The organism is Mycobacterium bourgelatii (genome assembly GCF_010723575.1).
Lineage (GTDB): Bacteria > Actinomycetota > Actinomycetes > Mycobacteriales > Mycobacteriaceae > Mycobacterium > Mycobacterium bourgelatii.
Genome location: NZ_BLKZ01000001.1, coordinates 1,111,268 through 1,137,235 on the forward strand (window position 1 = coordinate 1,111,268; position 25,968 = coordinate 1,137,235).

Sequence of the window (25,968 nt, forward strand, 5' to 3'; positions counted from 1 at the left end):
TATCTCACTTCGGCGATCTCTTACGAAAGCCCTTACTCCGTTGTACTACACTGCGGTACGAATTGCGCCCAACATTTGCATCGCGAGCCGGTCACATCTTTGATTTTCGCAGGTCAGACGGATTTTTGTGAGGGCGGCGCAACTACCGGCAGTATGTCGCGAACCTCGCGGAAGGTCATGGTTTCGCGCAGGCCGAGGTATTCTCCGTCGAACTGGACGGCGGCCGGCTCCCGCATGCGTGTGACGCGCACGTAACTGACGTCGTCATCGCGGATCAGTTGCTTGGCTTCGAGCTTGGGCCGCTTGGCCATGAGCTGGCGGAGCAATCTGATCGTGGGAAAGAACTTCATGCTGGTCAGCGCGAACAGGCCGAGGCCGGTCTCGAAGCTGCAACCCGGGTTGGTGACCATCGGCCGGTTGCTGCTGTAGGTCCACACGTTCGTGTTGCACACCCAGACGAAGTGCACGCCCGGAATGGGCTCGCCCTCGGGGAGCTCCAAAATGAGGTTCGGGTCGCGGCGGCTGAACCGCACTGAGACGGGCGTGGCGATCCGCCAGTAGTTCAACGGCGTGACCTTGACACCCTGGCGCCGTTTCTCTTCGACCGCGGCTACCACCTCGGCGTCGACGCCGACGCCGGCGTTGACGATTGCCCAGACCTCGCCGCAGTCGATCAGGCCGATGCGGCGCCAGTTCCCGGTCCGCTCGTGCACGTCGAGCAGTTGGATGAGTTGGTTGCTGGCGGCGGCGGGATCGATCGGTATTCCCAGCGCCCTGGCCAGTACATTCGCCGAGCCGCCGGGGATGATTCCGACCGCGGGCACCTTTGTACGCAGCTGGTCGGGTGCCGTCTGGTCCGGGCGGCCGAGCATGCCGTTGACCACCGCGCTGACCGTCCCGTCGCCACCGTGCACGACGACGAGGTCGTATCCGTCCGCGGCCGCGGCCTTGCCGAGTTCGAAGGCGTGGCCGGAGTACGCGGTCTGCTCGACGGTGAGTTCGACGCGGCTCTCCAGGGCGTGCGCCACCAGTTCACGAGCTGCCGGCGTGATGCTGGTGGCAATGGGGTTGACGATCAACATGGCACGCATGAGGCAAGAGCTTAGGGGGCATAACGACCTGGGCCGGACATCGACTGCACATTGTCGGCGCCGACTACGCTGACGCTGTGAACGCTGCAGCCCCGACCACCGTGCGCGGCGCAGGCTGGATTGTCGCGGTGCAAGGCGGCGCGGCGCTGGTGATGGCCGCCGTGTTGGTGGTGCGCAGCATCGCGGGAGCCGACCAGCACGTCGTCAACGGACTCGGCACCGCCCTGTGGTTTGTGCTGATTGGGGGAGGGGTGCTGGCCGGCGGGTGCGCACTGCTGGCCGGCAAGCGCTGGGGACGCGGTTTGGGTGTGTTCACTCAGCTGTTGCTGCTGCCGGTGGCGTGGTACCTGGCCGTCGGATCGCATCGGCCGCTTCTTGGAATCCCCGTGGCGCTGGTATCGCTGGCCGCACTGGTGTTGCTGTTCAGCCCGCCGTCTGTGCGTTGGGCGGCCGGCGACGATCAGCGCGGCCCGGCGAGCGCGGCCAGTTCGAGGCCGGATAAGCGATAGGTGGTCCACTCGGACTGGGGCCGCGCGCCAACCCCGTCGTAGAGCGCGATGGCATCGACGTTCCAGTTCAGCACCGCCCATGACAGCCGCGTGTAGCCCTTGTCGACACATTCGCCGGCCAGCGTCGCCAGGAGTCGACGGGCCAGGCCGCGCCGTCGGAACTCCGGCCGCACGTAAAGGTCCTCCAGGTAAATGCCCGGGACGCCGTCCCAGGTGGAAAAGCTCAGAAACCACACCGCCATCGCGGCGACTGCGCCGTCGACCTCGGCCACATGCCCGAATACGGTGGGGTGCTCGCCGAAAAGTGCCGCGGCAATTTGTGATTCGGTGACGGTGCATTGTTCGGGCGCCCGTTCGAACTCGGCGAGTTCGTGAATCATGGCCGCAATATCGGCGGCGTCTTGCGGTGCGGCGCGGCGGATGCCCTCAATCACTCTTCACTCCCAGCGCGTTCAGTATGGTGGCGAATTTCGTTGTGGTTTCGTCCACTTCGTCATCGGGATCGGATTCGGCGACGATGCCGCCACCGGCGCGGGCCAGCGCGGTGCGGCGGTCGGCCGACAACTGTGCACAGCGGATCGACACCACCCAGCGCCCGTCGCCCTGTGCGTCGCACCAACCCACGGCGCCGGCATAGAAGCCGCGGTCGCCCTCCAGTTCCGCGATGAGGCCAACGGCGTCCTTGGTGGGGACTCCGCCGACTGCGGGCGTGGGGTGCAAAGCCAAAGCCAGATCTATTGCCGTCGTTGATGTTTCACGTAGCTGGCCGCTGATCGGGGTGCACAGGTGCCATACCGCCGCGGTGCGGCTCAGCTGTGGTTCGGGCGCGATGGTCAACTCGCGGCACAGCGGCTCCAGCGCCGCGCGCATGGTCTCGATGACCAACTGATGCTCGTGCCGGTTCTTGGCCGAACCGGCCAACGCGGCCCCGTTGGCGGCGTCGAGGTCGGGATCGTCGGCGCGCGGGGCGGAGCCGGCAAAGGGTTGGCACACGACTCGATCGCCGAAGCGGGCAACCAGAAGTTCCGGGCTGGCGCCGACCAGTGCCGCCCCCCGATAGTCGTCACCGGCCGGGGTCAGGTCGACGAGGTAGCCGTAAGCCGTCGGGTCGGCCTGGGTCAGCCGCCGCACGATGGCGCGGGTGTCCAACGGGGCTTCGGCGGACAGCTGCAAGGCACGTGCCAGCACCACCTTTCGCAGCGAATTATCCGCTGCGGCAAGGTGATCAACCGCGCGGCCGATCCGCTCGCGATACTCGGCCCGCGGCGGGACGGAAGCGCCTACCCGCACCGCCGGCATCCGACCGGTCGGCCAGTCGGGCAGTGTCTCGGAACGGCGGACCGCCCGCGGCGTTATCAGCGCCGCCGGCCGCGTCGCGTCGAAAGGCAACGCGCCCAACAATATTGGTGCGCCGCCGGAACGAAGTACTGCCTGCGCCGCGCGCACGTCGCTGAATTGTGCCGTAACTCCGTCGGCAACTACCGTCCCCCCGGGCCCGCTAAGTACGAAAGGCGGTTCGCTGGGCCAATCGCTCGGATTCACAAGTCCAGATGCCCCTGCAGCCCCAGTGCGATGAGTTGGCGTACCCCGTGCTCGAACCCGCAGACCGCGATCGAGGCGGTGACCATGGCGAAGCGGCTGCCCTCGCGGATGGGCAGCTCGAGCCAGCGGGCGATCACCGCCCGGGAGAAGTGGCCATGGGTGACGAACAGCACGTCGCGGGATTCCATGTGCTCGAGCGCCAGCGCGATGGCAAGGTCGGCGCGGTCGCTGACCTGCTCGGGTGTCTCGCCATCCGGGCAACCTCGCGTCCAGACCAGCCAACCCGGTTCGGTTTCGCGGATTTGCGCCGTCGTCAGCCCCTCGTAGGAGCCGTAGTCCCATTCGGCAAGCAGCGGAGATACCTCGTCGACCGTTAGGTCGGCCAACCCGGCGGTGACCAGAGCCCGTTTACGCGGACTGCTGATCACCAGCGGGTTCGACAGCCCGAGCTCTCGTAAGGCTTGTCCGGCCAGGTCGGCCTGCACACGACCGGCTTCGGTCAGGTCGATGTCGGTCCGACCCGTGTGCTGGCCCGATTTCGACCATTTGGTTTCACCATGGCGCATCAGCAGCAGTCTGTGGTTGTGCAGGCCCATGCCGAGATTGTGCCCGAGACACGCCAGAAGCCATGCCGGGCCTGCTGCCCCGACCGGAATGAGCGATACATGTCAGGATGGGCCTTGTGACAGAAATGCGGGTACTGGCTGTGGCCAACCAGAAGGGTGGTGTGGCCAAGACGACCACGGTCGCCTCGCTGGGTGCGGCAATGGTGGACAAGGGACGGCGAGTGCTACTGGTCGACCTGGATCCGCAGGGCTGCTTGACCTTCTCACTTGGCCAGGATCCAGACAAACTGGCGGTGTCGGTGCACGAGGTGTTGCTCGGTGAGGTCGAACCGAACGCAGCGCTGGTGTCGACGGTCGAGGGGATGACGCTGCTACCGGCCAACATTGACCTGGCCGGCGCGGAAGCGATGCTCTTGATGCGGGCCGGCCGCGAATATGCGCTCAAGCGCGCGCTGGCCAAGCTCGCCGACGACTTCGACGTCGTGATCATCGACTGCCCCCCGTCGCTGGGGGTGCTCACACTCAACGGGTTGACCGCCGCCGACGAGGTGATCGTGCCGCTGCAGTGCGAGACGCTGGCACACCGCGGGGTTGGACAGTTCCTGCGCACCGTCGCCGATGTCCAGCAGATCACCAACCCGAAACTGCGGCTGCTGGGTGCGCTGCCGACGCTTTACGACTCGCGAACCACCCACACCCGCGACGTGCTGCTCGACGTCGCAGACCGATACCAGCTGCCGGTGCTGGCGCCGCCGATCCCGCGCACGGTGCGCTTCGCCGAAGCCAGCGCGTCCGGGGCCTCGGTGCTGGCAGGCCGCAAGAACAAGGGCGCGATCGCCTACCGAGAGCTGGCGCAGGCGCTGCTCAAGCACTGGAAGTCCGGCAAGCCGCTGCCGACGTTTGAGGTAGAGGTCTAGTTCACCGGCGAGCAGACGCAAACTCGTACGAAAACCACGGAATTTATACGAGTTTGCGTCTGCTCGCGGGGAAAGTTAGCCGAGCACGGCGACGGTATCGCCGCGCTGTTCGATCACCTTGGAACCCGAGACGATCGGGATGACCGGCGCATCGCTGGGCGGCCGGTCCACCGCGATGGTGCGCAGGTATTCGCCGTTGACCGGGTCGTACACGCCGATGCCGCCAGTGATCGGAACCAGCAGCTGACTGGCCATCATCACGCCGGGTCCCAGCACATTCACCGTCTCACCCGAGGCGATGGTGTACCGCTCGGCCAGGTTGGCCGCATCGAAAACGATCACCTGGTCGCCGGTCCACCACGTCACCACGCTGCCGGACTGCGACACCACGGCCGCGGACGACGGCGGTTTGGTCAACGACTTCGTCGACACGACGGCACCGGTTTGGTCGACGACGTCGACCCTGGGCTGCGGTGACGGCAAATACACCGCGGTGTAGGTCTGCGACACGACGAGCACCCGGGCACCCGACCCGAGCCGAACCCCAGGCTCGGCCACGGAGTGTTGTTCGGGCTCGTCTTCTTCCTTGCCGGCGCGCAGCAGCAGCAGCTTCAAGTCCTGGTCGCCGCATGACTCGAGCACCGATACCCCTGACGGGCCGGCCGCTGCCGACTCCAGGAAGCAACCCGAGTTCAGGCCACGGTTCACCGGTTTCACCCGAGCGTCGGTCTCGCCGTACGACAGCATCCGCACCATGTCCGAGCGCCACTGCTCCAGCCGCGTGTTCCCCGCCGACAACACGGTCGAGCCGTCCGAGGAGAGTCGCACATGATCGTCGGCGTAGCTGCTGCGGGCGGGTCCGCGCCGACCGGTCGATCCGTCAATCGTGCTGACCTGGCCGCAGCCACGGCCGTCGCGATAAACCGCGACGGCGTAGTGGTAAACCCAGCTCACACCGCACAAATCGGTGTCACGGGCATAGCTCCACAGCGATTCGCCGGTGGTCGGGTCGCGACCTTCCACCTGACGGCCGTTCGCAGTGACCACCGTGCCGCCCACCGCCACCGGTACGCGGGTGCCGGGGCTTGGGGCGGTCCACAGTTGCCTCAGTGACTCGGGGACCTCGCGCGCCGGCGACGGGTTGGTTGCCGGAACGGCGGCGGGCCTGCTGATCGTGGCGCGGGCGTCACTGGTCCACCAGATCAGCGCCGCTACCGCGGCCACGACAACCACGATCGCCGCGGCGGCCACGATGTCGCCCTTGGTGCGGCGTTCGGGTTTGACCATGCGGGAGCGCGGCTTGGGGCGGGGTTAGTGCGCCGGATTAGCTCGCCGACACGGCGGCGTCGGCGGGCTTGCGGCGACGACGGCGACGACGGCTCGGCCCCGAACCGGCGGACGGTGACTCGGACCCTGCGCCCGTCGCGGCCTCAGCGGGACTTTCGCTAGCCGTGGTGGCCGTCGGGTGCCCGGTGACCGGCTTGCCGCCGCGGGTGCGCCGACGGCTTCTATTGCTCCGCGCGCGGGGCGCCTTCTGCTCGGCGCCGCCCTCTGTCTCCCGCGTTTCGCGCGCTTCACGGCGGGTTGACGACGTCTTGTGGGGCTTGCCAATCGAACCCCCCGCGTCGGTCGGGATGCCGAGCTCGGCGTACAGGTGCGGCGAGCTGGAATAGGTTTCGGCGGGGTCGGGCGAGCCCAGGCCCAGCGCTTTGTCGATCATCAACCAGCGGGGCAGTTCGTCCCAGTCCACCAGCGTGACCGCGACTCCCGTGCGGCCGGCCCGGCCGGTGCGGCCGATCCGGTGGACGTACATCTTCTCGTCCTCGGGGCACTGGTAGTTGATGACGTGGGTGACGTCGTCGATGTCGATCCCACGAGCGGCCACGTCGGTGGCAACCAGCACGTCGATTTCCCTGGAACGGAATGCTTTGAGCGCCTTCTCGCGCGCAATCTGTCCCAGGTCGCCGTGCACGGCGCCCACCTTGAAGCCGCGCTCGTTCAATTCGTCGGCAACCTTCTGAGCGGTGCGCTTGGTGCGGGTGAAGATCATCGTCGCGCCCCGGTCGCGAACCTGCAGCACGCGGCTGACCAACTCGATCTTGTCCAGCGCGTGCGCCCGGTAGACGAACTGCTGGGTGGTGTCGTGGACGGCCAGCGAGTGCGGCGCCTCGGCCCGAATATGGGTGGGCTGAACCATGAAGGTGCGGGCCAGCGTGATGATCGGGTCGGGCATTGTCGCGGAGAACAGCATCGACTGGCGGTCCGCCGGTATCTGCCGCAGGATGCGCTCGATGTCGGGCAGGAAGCCCAGGTCGAGCATTTCGTCGGCCTCGTCGAGGACCAGCACGGACAGTCCGCCGAGCTGCAGGTGACCCTGCTGGCTCAGGTCGAGCAGCCGCCCAGGAGTGCCCACCACGACGTCGACGCCCTTCTGCAAAGCGTCGACCTGCGGCTCATAGGCACGTCCGCCGTAAATGGCGACAACCGACAGGGGGCGTTCGCCGTTTTCGCCCGCCTTCAGGTCTTTGGCCGCCAGGGACAGGTCGCCGGTCACCTGGATGCACAGCTCGCGGGTCGGTACGACGACCAGCGCCCGGGGGGTGCCCGTGAGCGGCCTGGTCGCGGTGTCGGAGGTGATGCGTTCCAGCAGTGGCACGCCGAACGCGAAAGTCTTGCCCATACCGGTGCGGGCCTGGCCGATGACGTCCTCGCCGGCCAGTGCCAGCGGCAGGGTGAGTTCTTGGATAGCAAAGGGCGCTTCGATGCCCTTTTCGGCCAGTGCGCGGACTATTTCGTCGCGGACACCAAGCTCGGCAAATGTTTTTGGGGTGGTTTCTGTTGTGCTTTTAAGTGCGGTCATATGCGGTTGAAAAGCCTCTCGGTGATGCTGTCGTTCATGTCGGTTTTTTCTCTATCGCGGTCCACGCGCGCACGAGTTCCGACTCCGACTGCTTCGCCGAGTCACCGGCCCGCCGCCCGATCTGAGCGGGGCCAGTCATGTGCACGCACATTTCGCTGGCAGCGACTTCAGGATTCAACGAAGACAACTACACGAAAATTGCAGCCACTGCCGTTATCCATCATAACGGGTGTGCCAAGCGGGCTCCCGCGGCCATTTACGCGTGCCTATTAGAGTGTTGCCCATGCCTTCGCCCTCATCCGCCGACCAGGTGGCCGACTCGTCCAGGCCCCGGCTGCCGGCGGATCATCCCGGCATCAACGAATTTTTCGCGTTGCTGGCGTATGGCGAGGTGTCGGCCTTTTACCGGCTGACCGAAGAGGCGCGGATGGCGCCGGACCTGCGCGGGCGGATCTCGATGGCCAGTATCGCCGCCGCCGAGATGGGGCATTACGAGTTACTGCGCGATGCGCTGGAAAAGCGCGGGGTCGACGTGGTGCCGGCGATGTCGAAATACGTGTCGGCTTTGGAGAATTACCACCGTCTGACCATGCCGAGTACGTGGCTGGAAGCGCTGGTCAAGACCTACGTCGCGGATGCGCTGGCCGCCGACCTGTATTTGGAGATCGCCGACGGTTTGCCGGACGAGGTCGCCGATGTTGTGCGCGCGGCGTTGGCGGAGACGGACCACTCGCAGTTCGTCGTCGCCGAGGTACGCGCCGCGGTGACGTCCAGCGGCAAACAGCGCAGCCGACTGGCGCTGTGGGCTCGTCGCCTACTTGGCGAGGCGATCACTCAGGCCCAGTTTGTGCTGGCCGACCACGACGAGTTGGTCGACCTGGTGATGGCCGGGACGGGTGGCCTTGGTCAGCTGGGGTCGTTCTTCGACCGGCTGCAGCAGACGCACGACCAACGGATGCGTGAGCTCGGGCTGAGCTAGCCCTCCCCGAGCTACCCCTCGACCTACCCCTCGACCTACTTTGTGCAGGTCGCAAGCATCCCGTCGCTGCTGGACGCCACGACCAGTTGGCCCTGGGCATTGGTGATCGTGCAGCTGAGGTGGCCGCTGAGGCTGGTCGCGATCACCGACTCGACCTGCACGCCGGGGTTGAGAACCACCACCTTGGTCCACGGCAACGCGACGTTGACCTCGGTCTGGGGGAAGCCCTTTTCGTCGGTGTAGACCACGGTCACCAGATCGAAGAGCTGCTTGGTTCCGGTCACGCTGTAGACGACGGTCCGCGGACTCAGCGCCGCGCCGGGGGGCGGGGCGGTACGCGGCAATGTCGGAGCGGCAGTGGGCGGGCTGCCGGGCAGGCCGGCGGTCGGGGGTGTTGTCGATGGTGTCAACGTGGTGACCGTCTCCGGCGGCAGGGACGGGATGTTGGCGCTGGGTGGGTTGCTGGGTGTCGTCAACGCCGGGGCGGTTGACGGCAGCGTGGTCCGCGTCGCGGTGGAGATCGGCGGCCGGCTGGGGATCACCGTGGCCTTCGTCGTCGCGCTGTCCCCGCTGTTGATGATCACGGCGGTCGCGATGGCGCCGACGGCGATCACCCCGCCGAGGAGGGCCGTGACCGGGCGCCAGCGGCGATCGGTCGGCCAGGCCAGCTCGGCGTAGCGGTAATCGGCGTATTCGTCATCGCCGTAGCCGTCATCGCCGTAGCCCTGGTCGGCTCCGTTGTCGTAATAGCTCTCGTCGTCCGGGTAGTCCTGGACGTCGTCATGGAGCGTGCGCGTGGTGGTACTGATGGTGCCAATGTTATTGATGAGGCATCGGCAAAGCGGCCGACGAGAGCGGAGTTGGCCAACACTAGACCGAATTGTGATGGTTCCGGCCACGCGCGTTGCCGTCTGCGTCAGGCAGCCTCAGCGGCCGCCAGCGGCGTCTACTAGCCTGCTGCTGACACGCTGCGATGGAATACCAACGGAAGGGGGCCCCCGTGGAGGTCAAGATCGGTATCACGGACAGTCCGCGCGAGCTGGTGTTTTCCAGTGCGCAGTCGCCCGCAGAGGTCGAGGAAACGGTCAGCGCGGCGCTGGCCGGCGATTCGGGCTTGTTGAGCCTCACCGATGAGCGCGGCCGGCGCTACCTGGTAAACACCGCCAAGATCGCCTACGTCGAAATCGGTCCTGCCGACGCCCGCCGAGTCGGCTTTGGGATCGGCACCGACATCATCGCGAAGGCATAACGCCAGCTCGCGGCGCGGCCAGCGGGCTCAGTTGCGCGCAAGCGGCACGTGGGAAAGTCCGCCCCAGGCGAACTGCACGGTGCCCTCGACGGCGTCCGACTTTGAAATCGGGCGATCGGAATCCAGCCAGTACCTAGCGGCGTCGACGCTCATGCCCACCAGGCCGACCGCGATCATGCGGGCACGGTGTGGGTCCAGACCGGAGTCCTCGGCGATCAAGGCGAACACCGCGTCGATGCAGGATTCGGTGGCGACGCGCACTTGGGCGGCCACCTCGGGCTCGGTGACGTAGTCGTTCTCGAAGATCAGCCGGTATCCCTGGCTGTCGTGCTCGATGAAGTCGAAGAACGCCTGAACGGCCGCGTGCAGTCGGCCTCGGTTGTCGGTCGTTGTACGCAACGCGTCCTGGACGCCGGTGACCAAGTTGTCCACGTGCCGGGACAGCACCGCCAGGTACAGCTCCAGCTTGCTCGAAAAGTGTTGGTATAGAACGGGTTTGCTGACACCGGCCCGGTCGGCGATCTCGTCCATGCCGGCTGCGTGGTAGCCGCGGTCGACAAAGACGTCGCTGGCCACGATGAGCAATTGGCCCCGGCGCTCGTCGCGGGGTAACCGGTTGCCGCGTCGATTCGCGGGCGCGGCCTCGGACGGCCGCTCGCGTTCGCTCGATCTCACGGCACGACGCGCCGTCTTAGCGAGATCGCTCATTAGTCCTCATCTGATCCATCGTCCGCCACCCGTCCCGTCCCCGTGGCGGCATCGTTGTCGCAACGACATTACTACCTGCGGCGTCTCCCCGATTGATCGGCGCATTCGGGCGCGCCAGGAACGCAGTCAAGCCGGGTTGTGCGATCCTGGGAAAATGACGTCCCCGCGGCCTGTGCGCGGCACCGGCCGAGTGCCGGTGCTGCGTGACGAGTGGCGTGAGCCGCTGCGCGCCCAGCGGGATCCGCTCGGGCAGTCGGCGGGACGGCCCCGTGCCCAGCGCGACAGGCCACGCCAGTGGCGCAAGCAGACCTGGCTGGGCAGGTTTGTCTCGACCTACGGCTGGCGCGCATATGCACTGCCGGTGTTGGCCGTGGTCACCGTGTTGGTGATCTATCAAACGCTGACCGGCGCCAACGGTCCGAAACAGGCGGCGGCGCAGACTCCGCAGCAACCACCCGAAATCGGTGTGGTGGGCACATCGATCTTGGACACCCCGCCGCGGGGGCTCGTTGCGTTCGACGCCAATCTGCCGGCCGGGACGCTGCCCGACGGCGGCCTCTTCACCGAGGCGGGCGACAAGAGCTACCGGGTGGTTCCCGGGGCCACGCCGCAAGTCGGTCAGGGCACCGCCAAGGTGTTCAGGTACACCGTCGAGATCGAAAACGGCCTGGACCCGACGATGTACGGCGGCGACAGCGCGTTCGCCCAGATGGTCGACCAGACGTTGGCCAACCCCAAGGGCTGGACCCACAATCCCCAGTTCGCCTTCATCCGAATCGATAGCGGGAAGCCGGACTTCCGGGTTTCGCTGGTGTCGCCGGTGAGCGTGCGCGAGGGCTGCGGCTATGAGTTCCGCCTCGAAACCTCCTGCTACAACCCGTCGTTCGGCGCGGATCGGGAAGCACGGGTGTTCGTCAACGAGGCCCGCTGGGTGCGCGGTGCCGTTCCGTTCGAAGGCGACGTCGGTTCCTACCGGCAGTACGTGATCAACCACGAAGTGGGCCACGCCATTGGCTATGTGCGTCACGAACCGTGCGACCAGGAGGGTGGCCTGGCCCCGGTGATGATGCAGCAGACGTTCTCCACCGCCAATGACGACGGCGCCAAGTTCGACCCCGATGAAGTCAAGCCAGATGGCAAGACCTGCCGGTTCAATCCCTGGCCCTATCCGATCGCCTAAGCGTGGAGCGCTTGGCGCGTCTCGAGTGTCGAACGTCACATTGGAGTGGCGCTCGATGCCCCGCGTTGCGCCAGCGTGACGCTCGGCGCGGCGTCGGGAAGAGCGTCGGGGCTGTTTGCCGTTGATTGACTCAACTGCTGTGATGGTGAGAGCAGTTAGATGAAGCCGAGGAGATGTTTTCGGTGCCGAGTTCGCTGCCGCCGCTGGTCGCGCCCGCGCCGTCGTTGACCAGGGAAGAGGTGGCACGCTACAGCCGCCATCTGATCATTCCCGACCTGGGTATTGACGGCCAGAAGCGGCTGAAGAACGCGCGGGTGTTGGTCATCGGCGCGGGTGGGTTGGGGTCGCCGACGTTGCTGTATCTGGCCGCCGCCGGGGTCGGCACCCTCGGCATTGTCGACTTCGACGTGGTCGACGAGTCGAATCTGCACCGTCAGATCATTCACGGCACGGCCGACGTCGGGCGCTCCAAAGCCCAGTCGGCGCGCGATTCGATCGCGGCCATCAATCCGTTTGTCGACGTGCGACTGCACGAGTTCCGGCTGGGGGCCGACAATGCCGTCGACTTGTTCAAGCAGTACGACCTGATCCTGGACGGCGCCGACAACTTCGCCACCAGGTACCTGGTCAACGACGCCGCGGTGCTGGCCGGCAAGCCATACGTGTGGGGGTCGATCTACCGCTTCGAAGGCCAGGTGTCGGTGTTCTGGGAAGACGCTCCCGACGGGCCCGACGGCGAAAAACGGGGTCTGAACTACCGCGACCTGTACCCGGAGCCGCCGCCCCCCGGCATGGTGCCGTCGTGCGCCGAAGGCGGGGTGTTGGGCATCATCTGCGCATCGATCGCGTCGGTGATGGGCACCGAGGCGATCAAGCTGATCACCGGGCTGGGGGAGTCGTTGCTCGGCCGGTTGATGATTTACGACGCGCTGGAGATGAGTTACCGCACCATCAAGATCCGCAAGGATCCGGCGACGCCGAAGATCACCGAACTGGTCGACTACGAATATTTCTGCGGCCTGGGCACCGATGACGCGACCGATGACGTGTCCGACACAGCCGCCAACTCGACGATCACGCCTTCGGAATTGCGTGCGTTGCTGGACTCGGGTAGCAGGCTGGCCCTGATCGATGTTCGCGAACAGGCGGAGTTTGACATCGTGCATATCGATGGCGCGCAGCTGATTCCGAAGTCGTTGATCACCTCCGGGGAGGGCTTGTCGCAGCTGCCGCAGGACCGAAAAGCGGTGCTGTACTGCAAAAGTGGCGTGCGCTCGGCCGAGGCACTGGCCGCGGTGAAGAAGGCCGGCTTCTCCGATGCGCTGCACCTGCAGGGCGGAATCATGGCATGGGCCAAGGAGGTTCAACCCGACATGGTCATGTACTGAGGCAACCGGCTAGCCGCAGCAGTTCGGATCCAGCGCGGTGCACAACGCCTGCAGCGACTCCCGCCGCACCCGGTGAAAGACGTTCATGCCCCGCCGTTCTGATGCCACCAGCCCAGCCTTGCGCAACTGGGTCAGGTGGTGACTGACCGTCGACTCGGTCAACCCGAGCACGGCGGCCAACTCTCCGGACGACTTCTCGCCGGCCGACGAACTGAACAACAACGACACGACCTTGACCCGGGTGGGGTCACCGAGCGCCCGCAGGCGCAGGGCAATTTCCAGCGCGTCGGCGTCACTCATCGGACCCGCCGCCACGGGCGCGCAGCACACGGGCGCGGTCGTGTCGATCAGCGGTAGGGCTTTCGGCATGACGCCATCTTGCCAGAGAGTTTGACATATATCAAAAAAGTGGCATGCTGTTGCCAGGACTACTTCGATATATGTCTCATACCTTCGAAAGGAGCGGTCCCATGTCTCGTATCCAACTCGCTCTTAACGTCGACGACCTCGACGCGGCGATCACGTTCTACAGCAAGCTTTTTGGCGCGCAGCCGGCCAAGGTCAAGCCTGGTTACGCGAACTTCGCGATTGCCGACCCGCCGCTCAAGCTTGTCCTGCTCGAAAACCCCGGGGCTGGCGGCAGTATCAATCATCTTGGCGTTGAGGTGGCCTCCAGTGAGGCGGTGCGCGCCGAGACTGCCCGCCTCGTCGAGGAGGGTCTGATCACCGCGGAGGAGACCAACACCACCTGTTGTTACGCCACTCAGGACAAGGTTTGGGCCACCGGACCGGGTGGCGAGAGCTGGGAGATCTACACGGTGCTAGCCGATTCCGAGGTCTTCGGCGCCGGAGCCGACCACTCGGCCGTGGACACCGCGGCCCCGTGTTGCAGCGGCGCCCGCTGAATGCCGCGCGCCTAGGCCGGCCCGTTCACCCCGGGTAGGCCGAAGATCTTCCCGGCGGCACCACCGATGCCGCCGGGTTGGCCGAGGATGCCGGCGCCGCCGTCGCCCCATGGCAGCCCACCGTCACCACCGGGCCCGCCATCGCTGGTTTGGAACACTACGCCGACGGTCGCGCCGCCGTCGCCGCCCCGGCCACCGACGCCGACCAGCTGTCCGAGAACCCGCCGTAGCCGCCGTTGCCGACGTTGCTGCCGACGTCGCCGGCGCCACCATTCCGCTGACGCCTCATAACCGGCTGCGGACAGCACCTCCGTCGCCGAAGCCGCTGTGACGATGTTGGCCGCCCGGAGTGTCGTTTCAACCAACCCGCCACGCGGCCGCTAGCAGGTCCGGAGCAGCAAGTACGACGAACGGACGATCGTGCCCGCAACACCCCGAGCGTCACATCGCCGAAGCTCTCCGGGCCTCTACTAGGCTGACCGGTGTGACCGTCGAGCCACCGCCCGAGCATGTACTGGCGGCGTTCGGTTTGACCGGCGTGCAGCCCGTCTCATTGGGTGCCAACTGGGAAGGCGGTTGGCGATGCGGCGAGGTCGTGTTGTCGCTCGTGGCCGACCATGCCCGGGCCGCCTGGTCCGCGAGGGTTCGCGAGACGTTGTTCGTCGACGGTGTGCGCCTGGCGCGGCCGGTTCGCTCCACGGACGGCCGGTACGTTGTTTCGGGCTGGCGGGCAGACACCTTTGTCGCCGGGACCCCCGAGGCGCGCCACGATGAAGTCGTTTCGGCCGCTGTGCGTCTGCACGAGGCCACCGGCAAGCTGGAGCGCCCCCGCTTCTTGACCCAGGGGCCAACCACGCCGTGGGCGGACGTCGATGTGTTCATAGCCGCCGACCGCGCCGCGTGGGAAGAACGGCCGCTGCAGTCGATCCCGCCGGGGGCGAGGACGGCCCCAGCGACCGCTGACACCGAGCGTTCGATCGAACTCATCAATCAGCTGGCCACGCTGCGCAAGCCGACCCGCAGCCCCAACCAGCTCGTGCATGGAGACCTGTACGGGACAGTCCTTTTCGTCGGTAGCGCCCCGCCCGGCATCACCGACATCACCCCCTACTGGCGCCCCGCATCCTGGGCGGCCGGCGTCGTGGTCGTCGATGCGTTGTCCTGGGGAGAGGCCGACGACGGTCTCATCGAACGATGGAGCGCGCTGCCGGAGTGGCCGCAGATGTTGTTGCGCGCCTTGATGTTTCGGTTGGCGGTGCATGCGCTGCACCCGCGCTCCACCGCCGAGGCGTTCCCGGGGCTGGCCCGCACCGCGGCGTTGGTGCGAATGGTGCTCTAGGGCTTGTCCGTCGGGAATTCGTAGCGTACTTCGCTCAACGCCACCTTGCCGTCGACGGCCAAAACTCCTTCTGCCCGCAGCAGTTCCAATTGCCGGGAGGTCAGGTGCCGTGCCGGCCGTCCCGAGGCCGTGATCACCCGGTGCCAAGGCAGGTCCGAAGAGTCGGTCCGCATGATCCAGCCAACAATCCGCGGGCTGGAAAGCCCTGCGACGGCTGCGATGTCACCGTAGGTCGAAACCTTGCCCGGCGGAATGGCCGCAACCAGCGAGCGCACCAGTTCCACCTGTTCGTCAGTGATCTGGGCCATGTCAGCGTTCCTTCAGATAGCCCCGGATCAGCGTTGCGACTTCGGCGGGCTTGGCCTGCGGGATCATGTGGCCGCATTCGAAATCCAGCAGTTCGAAATCGGTTCCCAGTCGTCGTCGAAGCGCCGCCACCAGCTCGTCGCTGACGTACTGCGGATCGGACTTGGCGGCGCGCACCAATGTGGTTGCCGTTCCCGTCGGTGGCAACGCAGGATCGCGAGCCAATTCACTCCAATAGCACACCATCGCGGCGAGGTTCATCCGCCAAGTACAGCGCCCGTTCGGCAACATGACGAGATGCTCTTCTAGTTCGGCGTCGAGAACCGCCGGGTCCACGTCCGACCAAGCGCCGAAAGCTTTTTCGGCCCGGGCCTCGGCCGCGTCGGTGTAATCCGGATAAGAAATCATCGCATCGACGACCTCGCGCACCCGGTCACCGTCCAGCCCGACTGCCGGGTCCAACAGGACCAGCGCAGCAACCAGGTCCGGACGGGAGGCGGCGAACTGCAAGGCGATAGCGCCGCCGAACGAGTGCCCCACCACCACGACCGGACCAGCGCCCTGGTCATCGACTAAGGCGGCCAATGCCGCAACATTGGCGTCGATGCTCCACGGTGCGGCCCACGACGAGCGCCCGTGTCCAAGTAGATCCGGTGCGGCGATGGAGATTTCGGGCAAGTAGCCGGCAAGCAACTCCCATGCTCGGCCGTGCTCCGTCACGCCGTGGATCGGCAGCACTTGCACTGGGCCACTGGGTCCGAAGCGGTGTACGTGCAGGTCGGCGGTCACCCGTCGATAATGCCAGCACTGGTGGCGCATCCTGGTAATCGCTACTTTTGACAGTGACATGGTCCATATCGCCGGCTCCGTGGAGCGCACCGCAGCACCTGCAATTGCCTGACATTGCTAACGGCGCGCGATATGGTCTGGCGGTGCTTGCAGGTTGCTCTGGGAGGGCTAGTTGGGAAGGACGTCGTTCGGCAGGTACCAGCTGATTGAGGTGCTGGGCCGGGGCGGAATGGGCGAGGTGTGGCGCGCTCATGACACCGTCACCGATCGAATCGTTGCGCTCAAGATCCTGCCCGCTCAACTCTCCCACGACCACGTGTTCCAACAGCGGTTCCGTCGCGAAGCGCACGCGGCGGCGCGATTGAGCAACCCGCACCTGATCCCGATCCATACCTATGGGGAAATCAACGGGCGTCTATACGTGGACATGCGCCTGATCGAGGGGCGCGACCTACAGGAGGAGTTGGGCCGCGGGCCACTGCCGCCCGAGCGGGCGGTAGGCATCATCGACCAGATAGCCAAGGCGCTGCACTCCGCGCACAACGCCGGGCTGCTGCACCGGGATGTCAAGCCGTCCAACATCCTGCTCGACAATGACGACTTCGCCTACCTGATCGACTTCGGAATTGCGCGCGCGACAGGCGAACTGGCCTTGACGGCGGCCGGCGACGTGGTCGGTACCTCGCACTACATGGCCCCGGAGCGGTTCGGCGGCACACGAATCGACACCAGGGCGGACATCTACTCCCTGGCCTGTGTGCTCTACGTGTCCCTGGCCGCCCAGCACCCCTTTCCAGGTGACACCCTTGAGGAACAGATCACCGGCCACCTCAAGTTGCCGCCGCCGCGACCGACGGTGACGAATCCCGGGTTGCCCGCGGGCTTCGACACGGTAATCGCCAAGGGCATGGCCAAGAACCCCGATGATCGTTACGACACCGCGGCCGAGTTTGCCCGGGCAGCGCATGAGGCTCTCCACACGCCGCCACGTCAGGCTTCCTTCCGGGCGCCCTCGGGCGCCTACGGCCGCGGGAGCGCCCCCGCGCGTCCGGACATCTACGTTCCCCCACGCCCCGAGATCCGGGTTCCACCGCCGGCGCCACGCCCACCTGCCCCACGCCCACCTGCCCCACGCCCACCGGCCCCACAACCGCCGCCCCCACAACGGATGGCCCCGCCACCCACCCCGCCGCCCTCCCCGTCGCCGGGTCCCATGGACTCCCCGCCGACCTTGCGCCGTCCGCTGCCGCCTATATACCCGTCGCCGGGGCGAGAACCCCCGGGGGCTGCCCACCCGTCCGAGGGGTTACAGCCGTCGGCGCCGCCGGTCTCCCAGCCGCCGTCTCGGCCGCCGTCACGGCCCTGGTGGCGCCGTAAGGCCGTGACTATCCCGGCTGCTGTCCTGATAGCGGTTGCTGCGACGGTGACGGCGGTGGTCATGAGCGGTTCGGGTACGGAAAGCAAGGAACCGAAGCAGGTGACGTTGCCGTTCACCGACTTGCGCGAGCCGCAGGGTCTGTCGGTAGACGGTGGCGGCACGGTCTACGTCGCCGACACCGAACACAACCGGATCATGGCGCTGCCCGCGGGTTCGTCGACGCCGATCCAACTGCCGTTCAAGGGACTGCATTTTCCGACCGGCGTTACCGCCGACAACACCGGCACGGTCTACGTCAACGACGCCGGTAACAAGCGGGTTGTGGTGCTGCCTTCCGGATCGAAGGACCAACGCGATCTGCCCTTCACCGACTTGGAAAATCCGACCGGTCTCTCGGTAGACAAGAGCGGCACGGTGTATGTGGCCGATACGGCCAAAAATCGTGTGGTGGCGCTGTTCCCCGGATCGAACACCCAGATTGTGCTGCCGTTCACCGATCTCAAAGAGCCGACCGGTTTGGTGGTGAACAACGGCGGCACCGTTTACGTGGCCGACGGTGGTCATGACCGGGTGTTGGCTTTACCGCCCGATTCGAAAGTGCAAGAGCCGTTGCCGTTCAAGGGTCTGAAGCAACCCGGTGGTGTCACCGTGGACAGGGACGGCACGGTGTACGTCAACGACACAGGTAACAACCGCACACTCAAACTTCCATTCGGTGCCACGGAGCAGATCGAGCTGCATTTCCACGGACTCGACACCCCCTGGGGCCTGGCGGTCGCCAACAACGGCACCGTCTACGTCGGCGGGCGCAACAGCCAGATCGTGGCGCTCCAGCAGTAACACACTTGATGTCTTTGTCCGACAATGGCATTCATCGGGCCTATCGAAGGCTCGGCGAAGCGATACTATTCCGCGTACAACTTTTCAGGAGCATCCATGGGCAGGATCGAGCGTGGCTGGGCTTTGACCAAGCAGAGCTGGAGGGTGCTGAAGAGCGACGTCTCGCTCGCGATATTCCCGGTACTTTCAACCATTTTCGGAACACTAGCCGTGCTCACGATCGGGGGATCGGCACTGCTGGCCCGAGGCGCGTTCGATGGCCGTCCCCTGGATCAACGTGACCCCGTTCTCTACGCAGCCGGACTGGCAATCGCATACGTGTCGACGTTTATCGCCATCTTCTTCAACGTGGCACTCGCCGCCTGCGCGGTGCGCTCGATGCGCGGCGAGGACACCAAACTCAGCGAAGGCATCGCGGCCGCCGCCAGTCGCATCGGTCCCATCCTCGGCTGGACCTTCGTCGCGACAACGGTCGGGTTGATCCTGAAAGCGCTCGAGAAGCGTTTTGGGGTGCTCGGCGATATCGCGGTTTGGCTGGCCGGCGCGGCCTGGTCCGTCGCAACATTTTTCGTCATCCCAGTGGTCGCACTCGAAGGCACCGGGCCCATCCGGTCACTGAAACGCTCGGCGACGGTCGTGAAGGCGCGATGGGGTGAGGGGGCGACCGGAGCGGCCGCGATCGGTGTGGTGACTTTCTTGTCCGTTCTGGCGATCGCGGTTGTCGGCGGTGGAGTTGGTGCGGCCCTGGTAGCGGTCCGGCTGTGGCCGCTCGGCGTCGTGGTGCTGGCCGCCGCGGTGCTGGGCATCATCGTCGTCTCGTTCCTTTCGAGCGCGCTGAGCCAGATCTTCCGCGTCGCCGTCTATCAGTACGCCGTCGACGGTCGCGCGCCGGGCGGATTCGACCACAACCTGCTGCAGCAAGCATTCGTGCGGCAGTAGTCGGGCCGACTTGTCGTACCCCCGTGGTTGCATGCCGCTATGTCATTCACGTGGGGTGCGGAAGCGCAGGCCGTTCTGGCGCCTGGCGCGCGCGGCGTGGTGCGTGTCCTTGGCGGCCCGGGGACCGGTAAGAGCAGCCTGTTGATCGACGCCGCGGTCGCGCACATCAGCGACGGCGTCGATCCCGAATCGGTTCTGCTGCTTAGCGGCTTGGGTCGGCTGGGGACACGGGCGCGCAGCACATTGACGACGAAGTTGCTGCGTGCGCACGGCAGTGGTCGCGCTCTCGCGGCGGTCCGCGAGCCGTTGGTGCGCAGTGTGCACAGCTATGCCTACGCCGTGCTGCGGCGCGCCGCCGAACGCACGGGTGATGCGCCCCCGCGGCTGATCACCAGCGCCGAGCAGGACGCGATCATCCGCGAACTGCTGGCCGGTGATCTCGAAGACGGCCCCACGGCCGGGACGGCGTGGCCGGCACATCTGCTGCCCGCCTTGAGTACCGCGGGTTTTGCCGCTGAGTTGCGAAACCTCCTGGCGCGCTGCGCCGAACGGGGTGTCGACCCTCAGGAGCTGGAACGGCTGGGGCGACGGTCCGGCCGTCCGGAATGGACCGCCGCCGGCCAATTCGCCCAGCAGTACGAGCAGGTGATGCTGCTTCGTGCGGCGGTGGGCACGGCGACCCCCAACGCGAGTGCGCCGGCGCTGGGCGCCGCCGAGCTGGTCGGGGCCACCCTGGAGGCTTTCGCCGTCGACCCGGAGCTGCTGGCGGCCGAACGTGCCCGTATCCGTGTCCTGTTGGTCGACGACGCCCAGCAGCTCGACCCTCAGGCGGCGCGCCTGGTCCGGGTGCTGGCGGCGGGGACGGAGCTAGCACTCATCGTCGGCGACCCGAACCAGGCGGTGTTCGGGTTCCGGGGTGGCGAGCACGGAGGATTGCTCAGCGACGAGACCCCTGCGGTGACCTTGACTTCGTCGTATCGGTGCGCTCCGGCCGTCGCGCAGGTAGTCAGTGGCATCGCCCGACGCCTGCCGGGCAGCAGCGCGGGAAGGCAGATTGAGGGCACGACAGGCGATTCCGGATCGGTGGAGGCGCGTCTGGCGGCGTCCGCGCACGCGGAGGCGGCCCTGATCGCGGACACACTGCGGCGGGCGCATCTCGTTGACGGCATTCCGTGGTCGCAGATGGCCGTGATCGTCCGGTCCGTGCCGCGAGCCGCTTCGCGGTTGCCGCGGGCGTTGGCCGCCGCAGGTGTTCCGGTCGCGAGTCCGGCGATCGGCGGATCGTTGTCGGAGGAACCAGCGGCGCGGGCACTGCTCACCGTCCTGGCGGCCACGGCGGACGGGTTGACCGGAGATCAGGCGTTGGCACTGGTTACGGGTCCGATCGGCCGGGTCGACCCGGTCTCGCTGCGCCAGCTGCGCCGAACACTGCGACGTGCCCAGCCGGATTCTCCTACAGGCAAGTTCGGCGATCTGCTGGCCGAGACGCTGAGCGGCGACTCGCCGCTGTCCGGTCCGCAGGCCGCCGCACTGCGCCGGGTGCGCGCCGTCCTGGCGGCGGCCGACCGTTGTCACCGCGAGGGGAACGACCCGCGCTACACCTTGTGGGCAGCCTGGCACCGGTCGGGTCTGCAACGTCGTTGGCTGACGGCAAGCGAGCGCGGCGGACCGGCCGGGGCCCAGGCCACTCGGGATCTGGAAACCGTGACCGCGCTGTTCGACATCACCGACCAGTACGTGTCACGCACGTCGGGTGCGTCGCTGCGCGGGCTCGTCGAGCATGTCGGCTCATTGCAGCTGCCCAACCCCAACCGCGAGCCGGAATCGCCGAAAGAGCAGGTCAAAGTACTCAGCGCGCACGCCGCCCTGGGACATGAGTGGGATCTGGTCATTCTGGCCGGCCTGCAAGAGGGGCTGTGGCCCAACACGATTCCGCGTGGTGGCGTGCTGGCCACCCAACGGCTGCTCGACGAGCTTGACGGGCTCACCGAGGACGCCTCGGTGCGGGCGCCGGTGCTGGCCGAGGAACGGCGCCTGCTGGTCGCGGCGTTGGGTCGGGCCAGGCGCCGGGTACTGGTGACTGCCGTCGACAGCGAAACCGGCGGCGGCGCCCAAGAGGGCGAGTTGCCGTCGGCGTTCTTCTTCGAAATCGCCGCGCTATCCGGGTGCGACACCGAACCCGCTGAGGTGCAAGCCGTATCGGCTCCGCGTGTATTGTCGGCCGCCGCGATGGTGGGTCGGTTGCGCAGCGTGGTGTGCGCACCGGCCGGTGCGGTGGATGACGCCACCCGTGCCTGTGCCGCAGCGCAATTGGCGCGGTTGGCCAAAGCCGGTGTGCCGGGCGCGGATCCGGCCGGATGGCACGGCCTGATCCCGGTCAGCACCAGCGCCCCGCTCTGCGGTGCCGGCGACACCGTCACCTTGACACCCTCGACGTTGCAGACAATCGGCGACTGCCCGTTGCGCTGGCTCGCCGAACGGCACGGTGGCGCGGACGCGCGCGAAATGCGTTCCGCCATAGGGTCGCTGGTGCACGCGCTGATCGCCGAACCGAACAAGGGTGAATCGCAGCTGCTGACCGAGCTGGAAAGGGCCTGGGAACATTTGCCTTTCGATGCGAAGTGGCATTCGAACAACGAGCTTGCGCGCCACCGAGCCATGATCCAGGCCTTCGTCGACTGGCGGGCGCAAACCCGCGCCGAGTTGACCGAAGTGGGCGTCGAGGTCGACGTCGACGGAATACTCCCGGCACCCGAAGGCGATGGTCGCCAGGTGCGGCTGCGTGGACGCGTCGACCGCCTCGAGCGCGACGCCGCCGGCCGCCTGGTGATCGTCGACGTCAAGACCGGCAAGTCGCCGGTGACCAAGGACGACGCGCAGCAGCACGCTCAGCTGGCGGTGTATCAGCTTGCGGTTGCCGAAGGTCTGGTCCCCGCTGGTGACGAACCGGGCGGCGCGCGCCTGGTCTATCCCGCCCGGACCGGGGCGGGCGGCGTCGCCCAGCGTGAGCAGGATCCCCTGACCCCAGCCGCCCGCGAGGAATGGCGAAACCGTGTGCGGCAGGCAGCCGAAGCGACGGCCGGCCCGCAATTCATCGCCCGGCGCAACGAGGGGTGCTCGCACTGCCCCGTACGTCCGAACTGCCCGGCTTACCCCGACGGGTCACAGCAGTGAGCCCCCTAGCGGACACGACGGCCACCCGATACAGCCCGAGCGAATTGGCTTCGGCGCTGGGGCTTTTCCCGCCGACCGACGAGCAGGCGGCGGTCATTGCCGCGCCGCCGGGCCCGTTGGTCGTCATCGCGGGCGCCGGTGCCGGCAAGACCGAGACCATGGCCGCGCGCGTGGTGTGGCTGATCGCCAACGGCTACGCCGAACCCGGCCAGGTGCTGGGGCTGACCTTCACCCGCAAGGCCGCTGGTCAGCTGCTGCGCCGCGTCCGATCCCGGCTGGCCAGGCTGGCGGGTATCGGCCTGGGTCCGGTACGTCCCGCGGACTTCGAGTCGTCGGGTCCTCCGGTGGTCAGCACCTATCACGCCTTCGCCGGGTCACTGATCCGTGATTACGGCCTGCTGCTGCCCGTGGAGCCGGACACGCGCCTGCTAGGGGAAACCGAGCTGTGGCAGCTGGCGTTCGACGTGGTCAACGGATACGGCGGCGAGCTTCGCATCGACAAGTCCCCGACCGCGGTGACCTCATTGGTGCTGCGGTTGTGGGGGCAACTTGCCGAACACCTGGTGGACACCACCCAGCTGCGCGATACGCACATCGAACTGGAACGACTCATCCACACTCTTCCCGCGGGGCCATACCAACGTGACCGCGGGCCCAGCCAGTGGCTGCTGAAGCTGCTGGCCACCCAGACCGAGCGCGCCGAGCTCGTGCCGTTGCTGGACGCGTTGCACCGGCGCATGCGCGAAGAGAAGGTCATGGACTTCAGTGCGCAAATGGCGTCGGCCGCACGGTTGGCGGCGACTTTCCCACAGGTGGGTCAGGACTTGCGCAACCGCTACCGGGTGGTGTTGCTCGACGAATATCAGGACACCGGGCATTCCCAGCGCGTTGCGTTGTCGGCACTGTTCGGCGGCGGCGTCGACGACGGGCTGGCGTTGACCGCCGTCGGCGACCCCATTCAATCGATCTACGGGTGGCGTGGTGCCTCGGCGACGAACCTGCCGCGCTTCACCACCGATTTCCCGCTGTCCGACGGCAGCCCGGCGCCCATCTTGGAGCTTCGCACCAGCTGGCGTAACCCGCCGCGAACTCTGACCGTGGCCAACGCCATCTCCGCCGAGGCGCGACGTCGTTCCGTCGCAGTGCGTGAACTGCGCGCCCGTCCGGACGCCTCGCCGGGGACCGTCCGCTGTGCATTGCTACCCGATGTGCAGGCTGAACGGGAGTGGATCGCCGACCATCTACACGCGGAGTACCAGCGCGCCATGGCTGACGGCGCCAGCCCGCCCACTGCCGCGGTACTGGTGCGGCGCAATGCCGACGCGGCACCCATCGCCGATGCGCTGCAAGCCCGCGGCATCCCGGTTGAAGTCGTCGGGCTGGCCGGATTGTTGTCTATTCCCGAGGTGGCCGACGTGGTTGCCATGCTGCGGCTGGTCGCGGACCCGACGGCCGGTGCTGCGGCCATGCGGGTGCTGACGGGTCCGCGTTGGCGCCTCGGCGCCAGCGACCTCGCAGCGTTATGGCGACGCGCACGCGCGTTGATCGGGACTCCGGCGGTCACCGAATCCGCCACTCCCGAGTCCATCGCGATGGCGGCCGCCGCCGACGCCGACACCGCGTGCCTGGCTGACGCCATCATCGACCCAGGATCCCCAGACGACTATTCGGACGCCGGATATGAGCGCATCGGCGCGTTGGCCGCTGAGCTGACCGCCTTGCGCGGCCACCTGGATCATTCGCTGCCAGACCTGGTCGCCGAGGTGCGCCGGACAATCGGTGTCGACTGCGAAGTCCGTGCCCGGACGGCGGTGTCGGGGGAGTGGGCTGGCGCAGAACACCTCGATGCGTTCGCCGATGTCGTCGCGAGCTACGCCGAGCGGACGATGGCCAGCGGCTCAAACCACGAGCCCACTGTCGCGGGCCTGCTTGCCTATCTGGACGTTGCCGCGGTAGTCGAGAACGGCTTGCCCCCTGCTGAATTGGCGGTCGCCCGCGACCGGGTGCAGGTGCTCACCGTTCACGCCGCAAAGGGTCTGGAGTGGCAGGTGGTGGCGGTAGCTCACCTGTCCGGCGGGACCTTCCCGTCGACCGCGTCGCGAAGCAGCTGGCTGACCGACCCCGGCGAACTGCCGCCGCTACTGCGCGGCGACCGTGCCTCGGTGGGTACTCTGGGCATCCCGGTGCTGGACACTTCCAACGTCACCAACCGAAAACAACTGTCGGACAAGATCTCTGAGCACCGTAGTCAACTCGATCAACGGCGCATCGACGAGGAGCGTCGCCTGCTGTACGTGGCTGTTACCCGGGCCGAGGACACTCTGCTGGTGTCAGGTCACCATTGGGGCTCCACCGGCATGAAGCCGCGCGGGCCATCGGCATTCCTGTGCGAGCTCAAGGACATCATCGACCGGTCAACCGCTGACGGTGACCCATGCGGGGTGGTGGAACTGTGGGCGCCCGAGCCGGCCGAGGGTGAGCGGAACCCGTTGCGTGACAATGTCGTCGAAGCAGTGTGGCCGGTTGACCCATTGGCGACCCGCCGCGAAGACGTCGAGCGTGGAGCCGGCTTGGTGTTGGAAGCGATGGCGACAGACGCGCCCGACGCGGGCAGTGAACACGCCGACGGCGAGGGATGGATCGCCGACGTCGATGCGCTCCTGGCTGAGCGTGCGCGCGCGTCCCAACCGCCAACCGTCACGCTGCCGAGCCAGTTGTCGGTCAGCGGTCTGGTGGAGCTGGCCCGGGACCCCGCCGCGGCGCGGCGCCTCGTCCATCGGCTACCCACCCGCCCGGACCCACACGCGTTGTTGGGCAACGCATTCCACTCCTGGGTTCAGCAATTCTACGGCGCCGAGTTGCTGTTCGACCTGGGCGATCTGCCGGGTGCCGCCGACGCCGAAGTGGGAGACAACGAAGAACTGGCCGCGTTGCAGGCCGCGTTCGCCGAATCCCCCTGGGCGGCCCGCACACCCATCGCCATCGAGGTGCCGTTCGAAATGCCGATTGGTGACACCGTGGTACGCGGCCGCATTGACGCGGTGTTCGCCGACTCCGACGGGGGCGCCACGGTGGTGGACTGGAAAACCGGCGAGCCGCCGCGCGGGGCGGAAGCCATGCGCCAGGCAGCTGTCCAACTCGCTGTGTACCGGCTGGCGTGGGCCGCGTTGTGCGGCTGCCCCGCGTCATCGGTGCGAACTGCCTTCTACTACGTGCGCAGCGGAACCACCGTCATCCCCGATGAATTGCCCGCGGCCGACGAGCTCGCCGCGCTACTGGCTGACTCCGGTCGCCCCTTTGAGGGCTGAT

Annotated in this window: 25 protein-coding genes; 12 read left to right on the forward strand and 13 right to left on the reverse strand. The window is 67.0% G+C overall.

Annotated elements, in window-relative coordinates; translation table 11 throughout:
• Positions 1-113: 113 nt before the first annotated feature.
• Positions 114-1,091: a diacylglycerol/lipid kinase family protein gene (locus tag G6N68_RS05055; RefSeq protein WP_163708681.1), complete on the reverse strand. Its 978-nt coding sequence runs from the start codon at positions 1,089-1,091 to the stop codon at positions 114-116.
• A gap of 77 nt (positions 1,092-1,168) precedes the next feature.
• Here G6N68_RS05055 and G6N68_RS05060 point away from each other — a divergent pair, with 77 nt between their 5' ends.
• Positions 1,169-1,600, forward strand: a complete 432-nt coding sequence (locus tag G6N68_RS05060; protein ID WP_163708683.1) for a hypothetical protein — start codon at positions 1,169-1,171, stop codon at positions 1,598-1,600.
• On the opposite strand, the gene G6N68_RS05065 is transcribed toward G6N68_RS05060, so the two are convergent.
• Genes G6N68_RS05065 through G6N68_RS05075 form a run of 3 tightly spaced genes read right to left on the reverse strand, consistent with a single transcriptional unit; the run spans position 1,552 to position 3,738 of the window.
• A complete protein-coding gene (locus G6N68_RS05065; RefSeq protein WP_163708686.1) occupies positions 1,552-2,034 on the reverse strand; it encodes a GNAT family N-acetyltransferase in 483 nt (160 codons plus the stop codon). The two genes, G6N68_RS05060 and G6N68_RS05065, sit on opposite strands and share 49 nt — an antisense overlap.
• On the reverse strand, positions 2,027-3,142 hold the full coding sequence (locus tag G6N68_RS05070) for an isochorismate synthase (RefSeq protein ID WP_163708689.1): 1,116 nt from the start codon (positions 3,140-3,142) through the stop codon (positions 2,027-2,029). The genes G6N68_RS05065 and G6N68_RS05070 overlap by 8 nt, the downstream gene beginning before the upstream one ends.
• The gene (locus G6N68_RS05075) at positions 3,139-3,738 is read right to left on the reverse strand and encodes an acid phosphatase (protein ID WP_163708692.1); all 600 of its coding nucleotides are present in this window, start codon (positions 3,736-3,738) and stop codon (positions 3,139-3,141) included. The genes G6N68_RS05070 and G6N68_RS05075 overlap by 4 nt, the downstream gene beginning before the upstream one ends.
• Before the next feature lie 86 nt (positions 3,739-3,824).
• On the opposite strand from G6N68_RS05075, the gene G6N68_RS05080 reads away from it, so the two are divergent.
• Positions 3,825-4,625, forward strand: coding sequence for a ParA family protein (locus G6N68_RS05080; RefSeq protein ID WP_163708695.1), 801 nt, complete (start codon positions 3,825-3,827; stop codon positions 4,623-4,625).
• A 75-nt stretch (positions 4,626-4,700) separates the two neighbouring features.
• Here the strand turns inward: G6N68_RS05080 and G6N68_RS05085 are convergent, their stop codons facing one another.
• Both G6N68_RS05085 and G6N68_RS05090 read right to left on the reverse strand, forming a co-directional pair.
• Positions 4,701-5,912, reverse strand: coding sequence for an Rv3212 family protein (locus G6N68_RS05085; protein ID WP_163708698.1), 1,212 nt, complete (start codon positions 5,910-5,912; stop codon positions 4,701-4,703).
• Between the two features lie 37 nt (positions 5,913-5,949).
• Complete coding sequence (locus G6N68_RS05090; protein ID WP_163708702.1) at positions 5,950-7,485, reverse strand: DEAD/DEAH box helicase; 1,536 nt, start codon at positions 7,483-7,485, stop codon at positions 5,950-5,952.
• Positions 7,486-7,768: 283 nt separating this feature from the next.
• Between G6N68_RS05090 and G6N68_RS05095 the strand changes: the two genes are divergently transcribed.
• Complete coding sequence (locus G6N68_RS05095) at positions 7,769-8,464, forward strand: ferritin-like fold-containing protein (protein ID WP_163708705.1); 696 nt, start codon at positions 7,769-7,771, stop codon at positions 8,462-8,464.
• Positions 8,465-8,499: 35 nt separating this feature from the next.
• Here the strand turns inward: G6N68_RS05095 and G6N68_RS05100 are convergent, their stop codons facing one another.
• Positions 8,500-9,273 (reverse strand): MmpS family transport accessory protein, encoded by a 774-nt coding sequence (locus tag G6N68_RS05100; protein WP_371871674.1) that lies wholly within the window; start codon positions 9,271-9,273, stop codon positions 8,500-8,502.
• A gap of 191 nt (positions 9,274-9,464) precedes the next feature.
• On the opposite strand from G6N68_RS05100, the gene G6N68_RS05105 reads away from it, so the two are divergent.
• Positions 9,465-9,713 carry a DUF3107 domain-containing protein gene (locus tag G6N68_RS05105; protein WP_163708708.1) on the forward strand — a complete coding sequence of 83 codons (249 nt, stop codon included), beginning with the start codon at positions 9,465-9,467 and terminating at the stop codon, positions 9,711-9,713.
• Between the two features lie 27 nt (positions 9,714-9,740).
• Here the strand turns inward: G6N68_RS05105 and fasR are convergent, their stop codons facing one another.
• On the reverse strand, positions 9,741-10,421 hold the full coding sequence (gene fasR, locus G6N68_RS05110) for an HTH-type transcriptional activator FasR (protein WP_163708711.1): 681 nt from the start codon (positions 10,419-10,421) through the stop codon (positions 9,741-9,743).
• A gap of 154 nt (positions 10,422-10,575) precedes the next feature.
• Between fasR and G6N68_RS05115 the strand changes: the two genes are divergently transcribed.
• Both G6N68_RS05115 and moeZ read left to right on the forward strand, forming a co-directional pair.
• Positions 10,576-11,601: a DUF3152 domain-containing protein gene (locus tag G6N68_RS05115; RefSeq protein WP_163708715.1), complete on the forward strand. Its 1,026-nt coding sequence runs from the start codon at positions 10,576-10,578 to the stop codon at positions 11,599-11,601.
• A gap of 182 nt (positions 11,602-11,783) precedes the next feature.
• Positions 11,784-12,989 (forward strand): adenylyltransferase/sulfurtransferase MoeZ, encoded by a 1,206-nt coding sequence (gene moeZ, locus G6N68_RS05120; RefSeq protein WP_163708718.1) that lies wholly within the window; start codon positions 11,784-11,786, stop codon positions 12,987-12,989.
• 9 nt (positions 12,990-12,998) lie between these two features.
• On the opposite strand, the gene G6N68_RS05125 is transcribed toward moeZ, so the two are convergent.
• Entirely contained in the window at positions 12,999-13,358 is a 360-nt protein-coding gene (locus tag G6N68_RS05125; protein ID WP_163708721.1) for an Rv2640c family ArsR-like transcriptional regulator, read from the reverse strand.
• 101 nt (positions 13,359-13,459) lie between these two features.
• On the opposite strand from G6N68_RS05125, the gene G6N68_RS05130 reads away from it, so the two are divergent.
• Positions 13,460-13,894, forward strand: a complete 435-nt coding sequence (locus tag G6N68_RS05130) for an ArsI/CadI family heavy metal resistance metalloenzyme (protein WP_163708725.1) — start codon at positions 13,460-13,462, stop codon at positions 13,892-13,894.
• Between the two features lie 11 nt (positions 13,895-13,905).
• Here G6N68_RS05130 and G6N68_RS05135 read toward each other — a convergent pair whose 3' ends face one another.
• Together G6N68_RS05135 and G6N68_RS31360 are read right to left on the reverse strand one after the other, a co-directional pair.
• Positions 13,906-14,052, reverse strand: coding sequence for a hypothetical protein (locus G6N68_RS05135; RefSeq protein ID WP_240355374.1), 147 nt, complete (start codon positions 14,050-14,052; stop codon positions 13,906-13,908).
• Positions 14,052-14,183 (reverse strand): hypothetical protein, encoded by a 132-nt coding sequence (locus G6N68_RS31360; RefSeq protein WP_263991866.1) that lies wholly within the window; start codon positions 14,181-14,183, stop codon positions 14,052-14,054. The genes G6N68_RS05135 and G6N68_RS31360 overlap by 1 nt, the downstream gene beginning before the upstream one ends.
• Before the next feature lie 195 nt (positions 14,184-14,378).
• Here G6N68_RS31360 and G6N68_RS05140 point away from each other — a divergent pair, with 195 nt between their 5' ends.
• Positions 14,379-15,233, forward strand: a complete 855-nt coding sequence (locus G6N68_RS05140; RefSeq protein WP_163708727.1) for a TIGR02569 family protein — start codon at positions 14,379-14,381, stop codon at positions 15,231-15,233.
• Here the strand turns inward: G6N68_RS05140 and G6N68_RS05145 are convergent.
• Entirely contained in the window at positions 15,230-15,541 is a 312-nt protein-coding gene (locus G6N68_RS05145) for an MGMT family protein (protein WP_069419043.1), read from the reverse strand. The two genes, G6N68_RS05140 and G6N68_RS05145, sit on opposite strands and share 4 nt — an antisense overlap.
• Before the next feature lies 1 nt (position 15,542).
• Complete coding sequence (locus G6N68_RS05150; protein WP_205351247.1) at positions 15,543-16,328, reverse strand: alpha/beta fold hydrolase; 786 nt, start codon at positions 16,326-16,328, stop codon at positions 15,543-15,545.
• 172 nt (positions 16,329-16,500) lie between these two features.
• On the opposite strand from G6N68_RS05150, the gene G6N68_RS05155 reads away from it, so the two are divergent.
• The 4 genes from G6N68_RS05155 to G6N68_RS05170 all read left to right on the forward strand — a co-directional run bounded on the left by G6N68_RS05155 (position 16,501) and on the right by G6N68_RS05170 (position 25,967).
• Positions 16,501-18,546: a serine/threonine-protein kinase PknD gene (locus G6N68_RS05155; RefSeq protein ID WP_163708729.1), complete on the forward strand. Its 2,046-nt coding sequence runs from the start codon at positions 16,501-16,503 to the stop codon at positions 18,544-18,546.
• A 96-nt stretch (positions 18,547-18,642) separates the two neighbouring features.
• Positions 18,643-19,485, forward strand: a complete 843-nt coding sequence (locus G6N68_RS05160; RefSeq protein WP_163708733.1) for a DUF6159 family protein — start codon at positions 18,643-18,645, stop codon at positions 19,483-19,485.
• A 39-nt stretch (positions 19,486-19,524) separates the two neighbouring features.
• Positions 19,525-22,659 (forward strand): ATP-dependent helicase, encoded by a 3,135-nt coding sequence (locus G6N68_RS05165; protein ID WP_240355375.1) that lies wholly within the window; start codon positions 19,525-19,527, stop codon positions 22,657-22,659.
• A complete protein-coding gene (locus tag G6N68_RS05170) occupies positions 22,656-25,967 on the forward strand; it encodes an ATP-dependent helicase (RefSeq protein ID WP_240355376.1) in 3,312 nt (1,103 codons plus the stop codon). The genes G6N68_RS05165 and G6N68_RS05170 overlap by 4 nt, the downstream gene beginning before the upstream one ends.
• The last annotated feature ends 1 nt before the right edge of the window (position 25,968 follow it).

Coding starts and splice junctions, on each gene's coding strand:
- G6N68_RS05090 (WP_163708702.1), bottom strand. CDS start 7,485: ATGACCGCACTTAAAAGCACAACAGAAACCACCCCAAAAACATTTGCC.
- G6N68_RS05085 (WP_163708698.1), bottom strand. CDS start 5,912: ATGGTCAAACCCGAACGCCGCACCAAGGGCGACATCGTGGCCGCCGCG.
- G6N68_RS05160 (WP_163708733.1), top strand. CDS start 18,643: ATGGGCAGGATCGAGCGTGGCTGGGCTTTGACCAAGCAGAGCTGGAGG.
- G6N68_RS05130 (WP_163708725.1), top strand. CDS start 13,460: ATGTCTCGTATCCAACTCGCTCTTAACGTCGACGACCTCGACGCGGCG.
- G6N68_RS05095 (WP_163708705.1), top strand. CDS start 7,769: ATGCCTTCGCCCTCATCCGCCGACCAGGTGGCCGACTCGTCCAGGCCC.
- G6N68_RS05075 (WP_163708692.1), bottom strand. CDS start 3,738: ATGGGCCTGCACAACCACAGACTGCTGCTGATGCGCCATGGTGAAACC.
- G6N68_RS05125 (WP_163708721.1), bottom strand. CDS start 13,358: ATGCCGAAAGCCCTACCGCTGATCGACACGACCGCGCCCGTGTGCTGC.
- G6N68_RS05145 (WP_069419043.1), bottom strand. CDS start 15,541: ATGGCCCAGATCACTGACGAACAGGTGGAACTGGTGCGCTCGCTGGTT.
- G6N68_RS31360 (WP_263991866.1), bottom strand. CDS start 14,183: ATGAGGCGTCAGCGGAATGGTGGCGCCGGCGACGTCGGCAGCAACGTC.
- G6N68_RS05115 (WP_163708715.1), top strand. CDS start 10,576: ATGACGTCCCCGCGGCCTGTGCGCGGCACCGGCCGAGTGCCGGTGCTG.
- fasR (WP_163708711.1), bottom strand. CDS start 10,421: ATGAGCGATCTCGCTAAGACGGCGCGTCGTGCCGTGAGATCGAGCGAA.
- G6N68_RS05165 (WP_240355375.1), top strand. CDS start 19,525: ATGTCATTCACGTGGGGTGCGGAAGCGCAGGCCGTTCTGGCGCCTGGC.
- G6N68_RS05055 (WP_163708681.1), bottom strand. CDS start 1,091: ATGCGTGCCATGTTGATCGTCAACCCCATTGCCACCAGCATCACGCCG.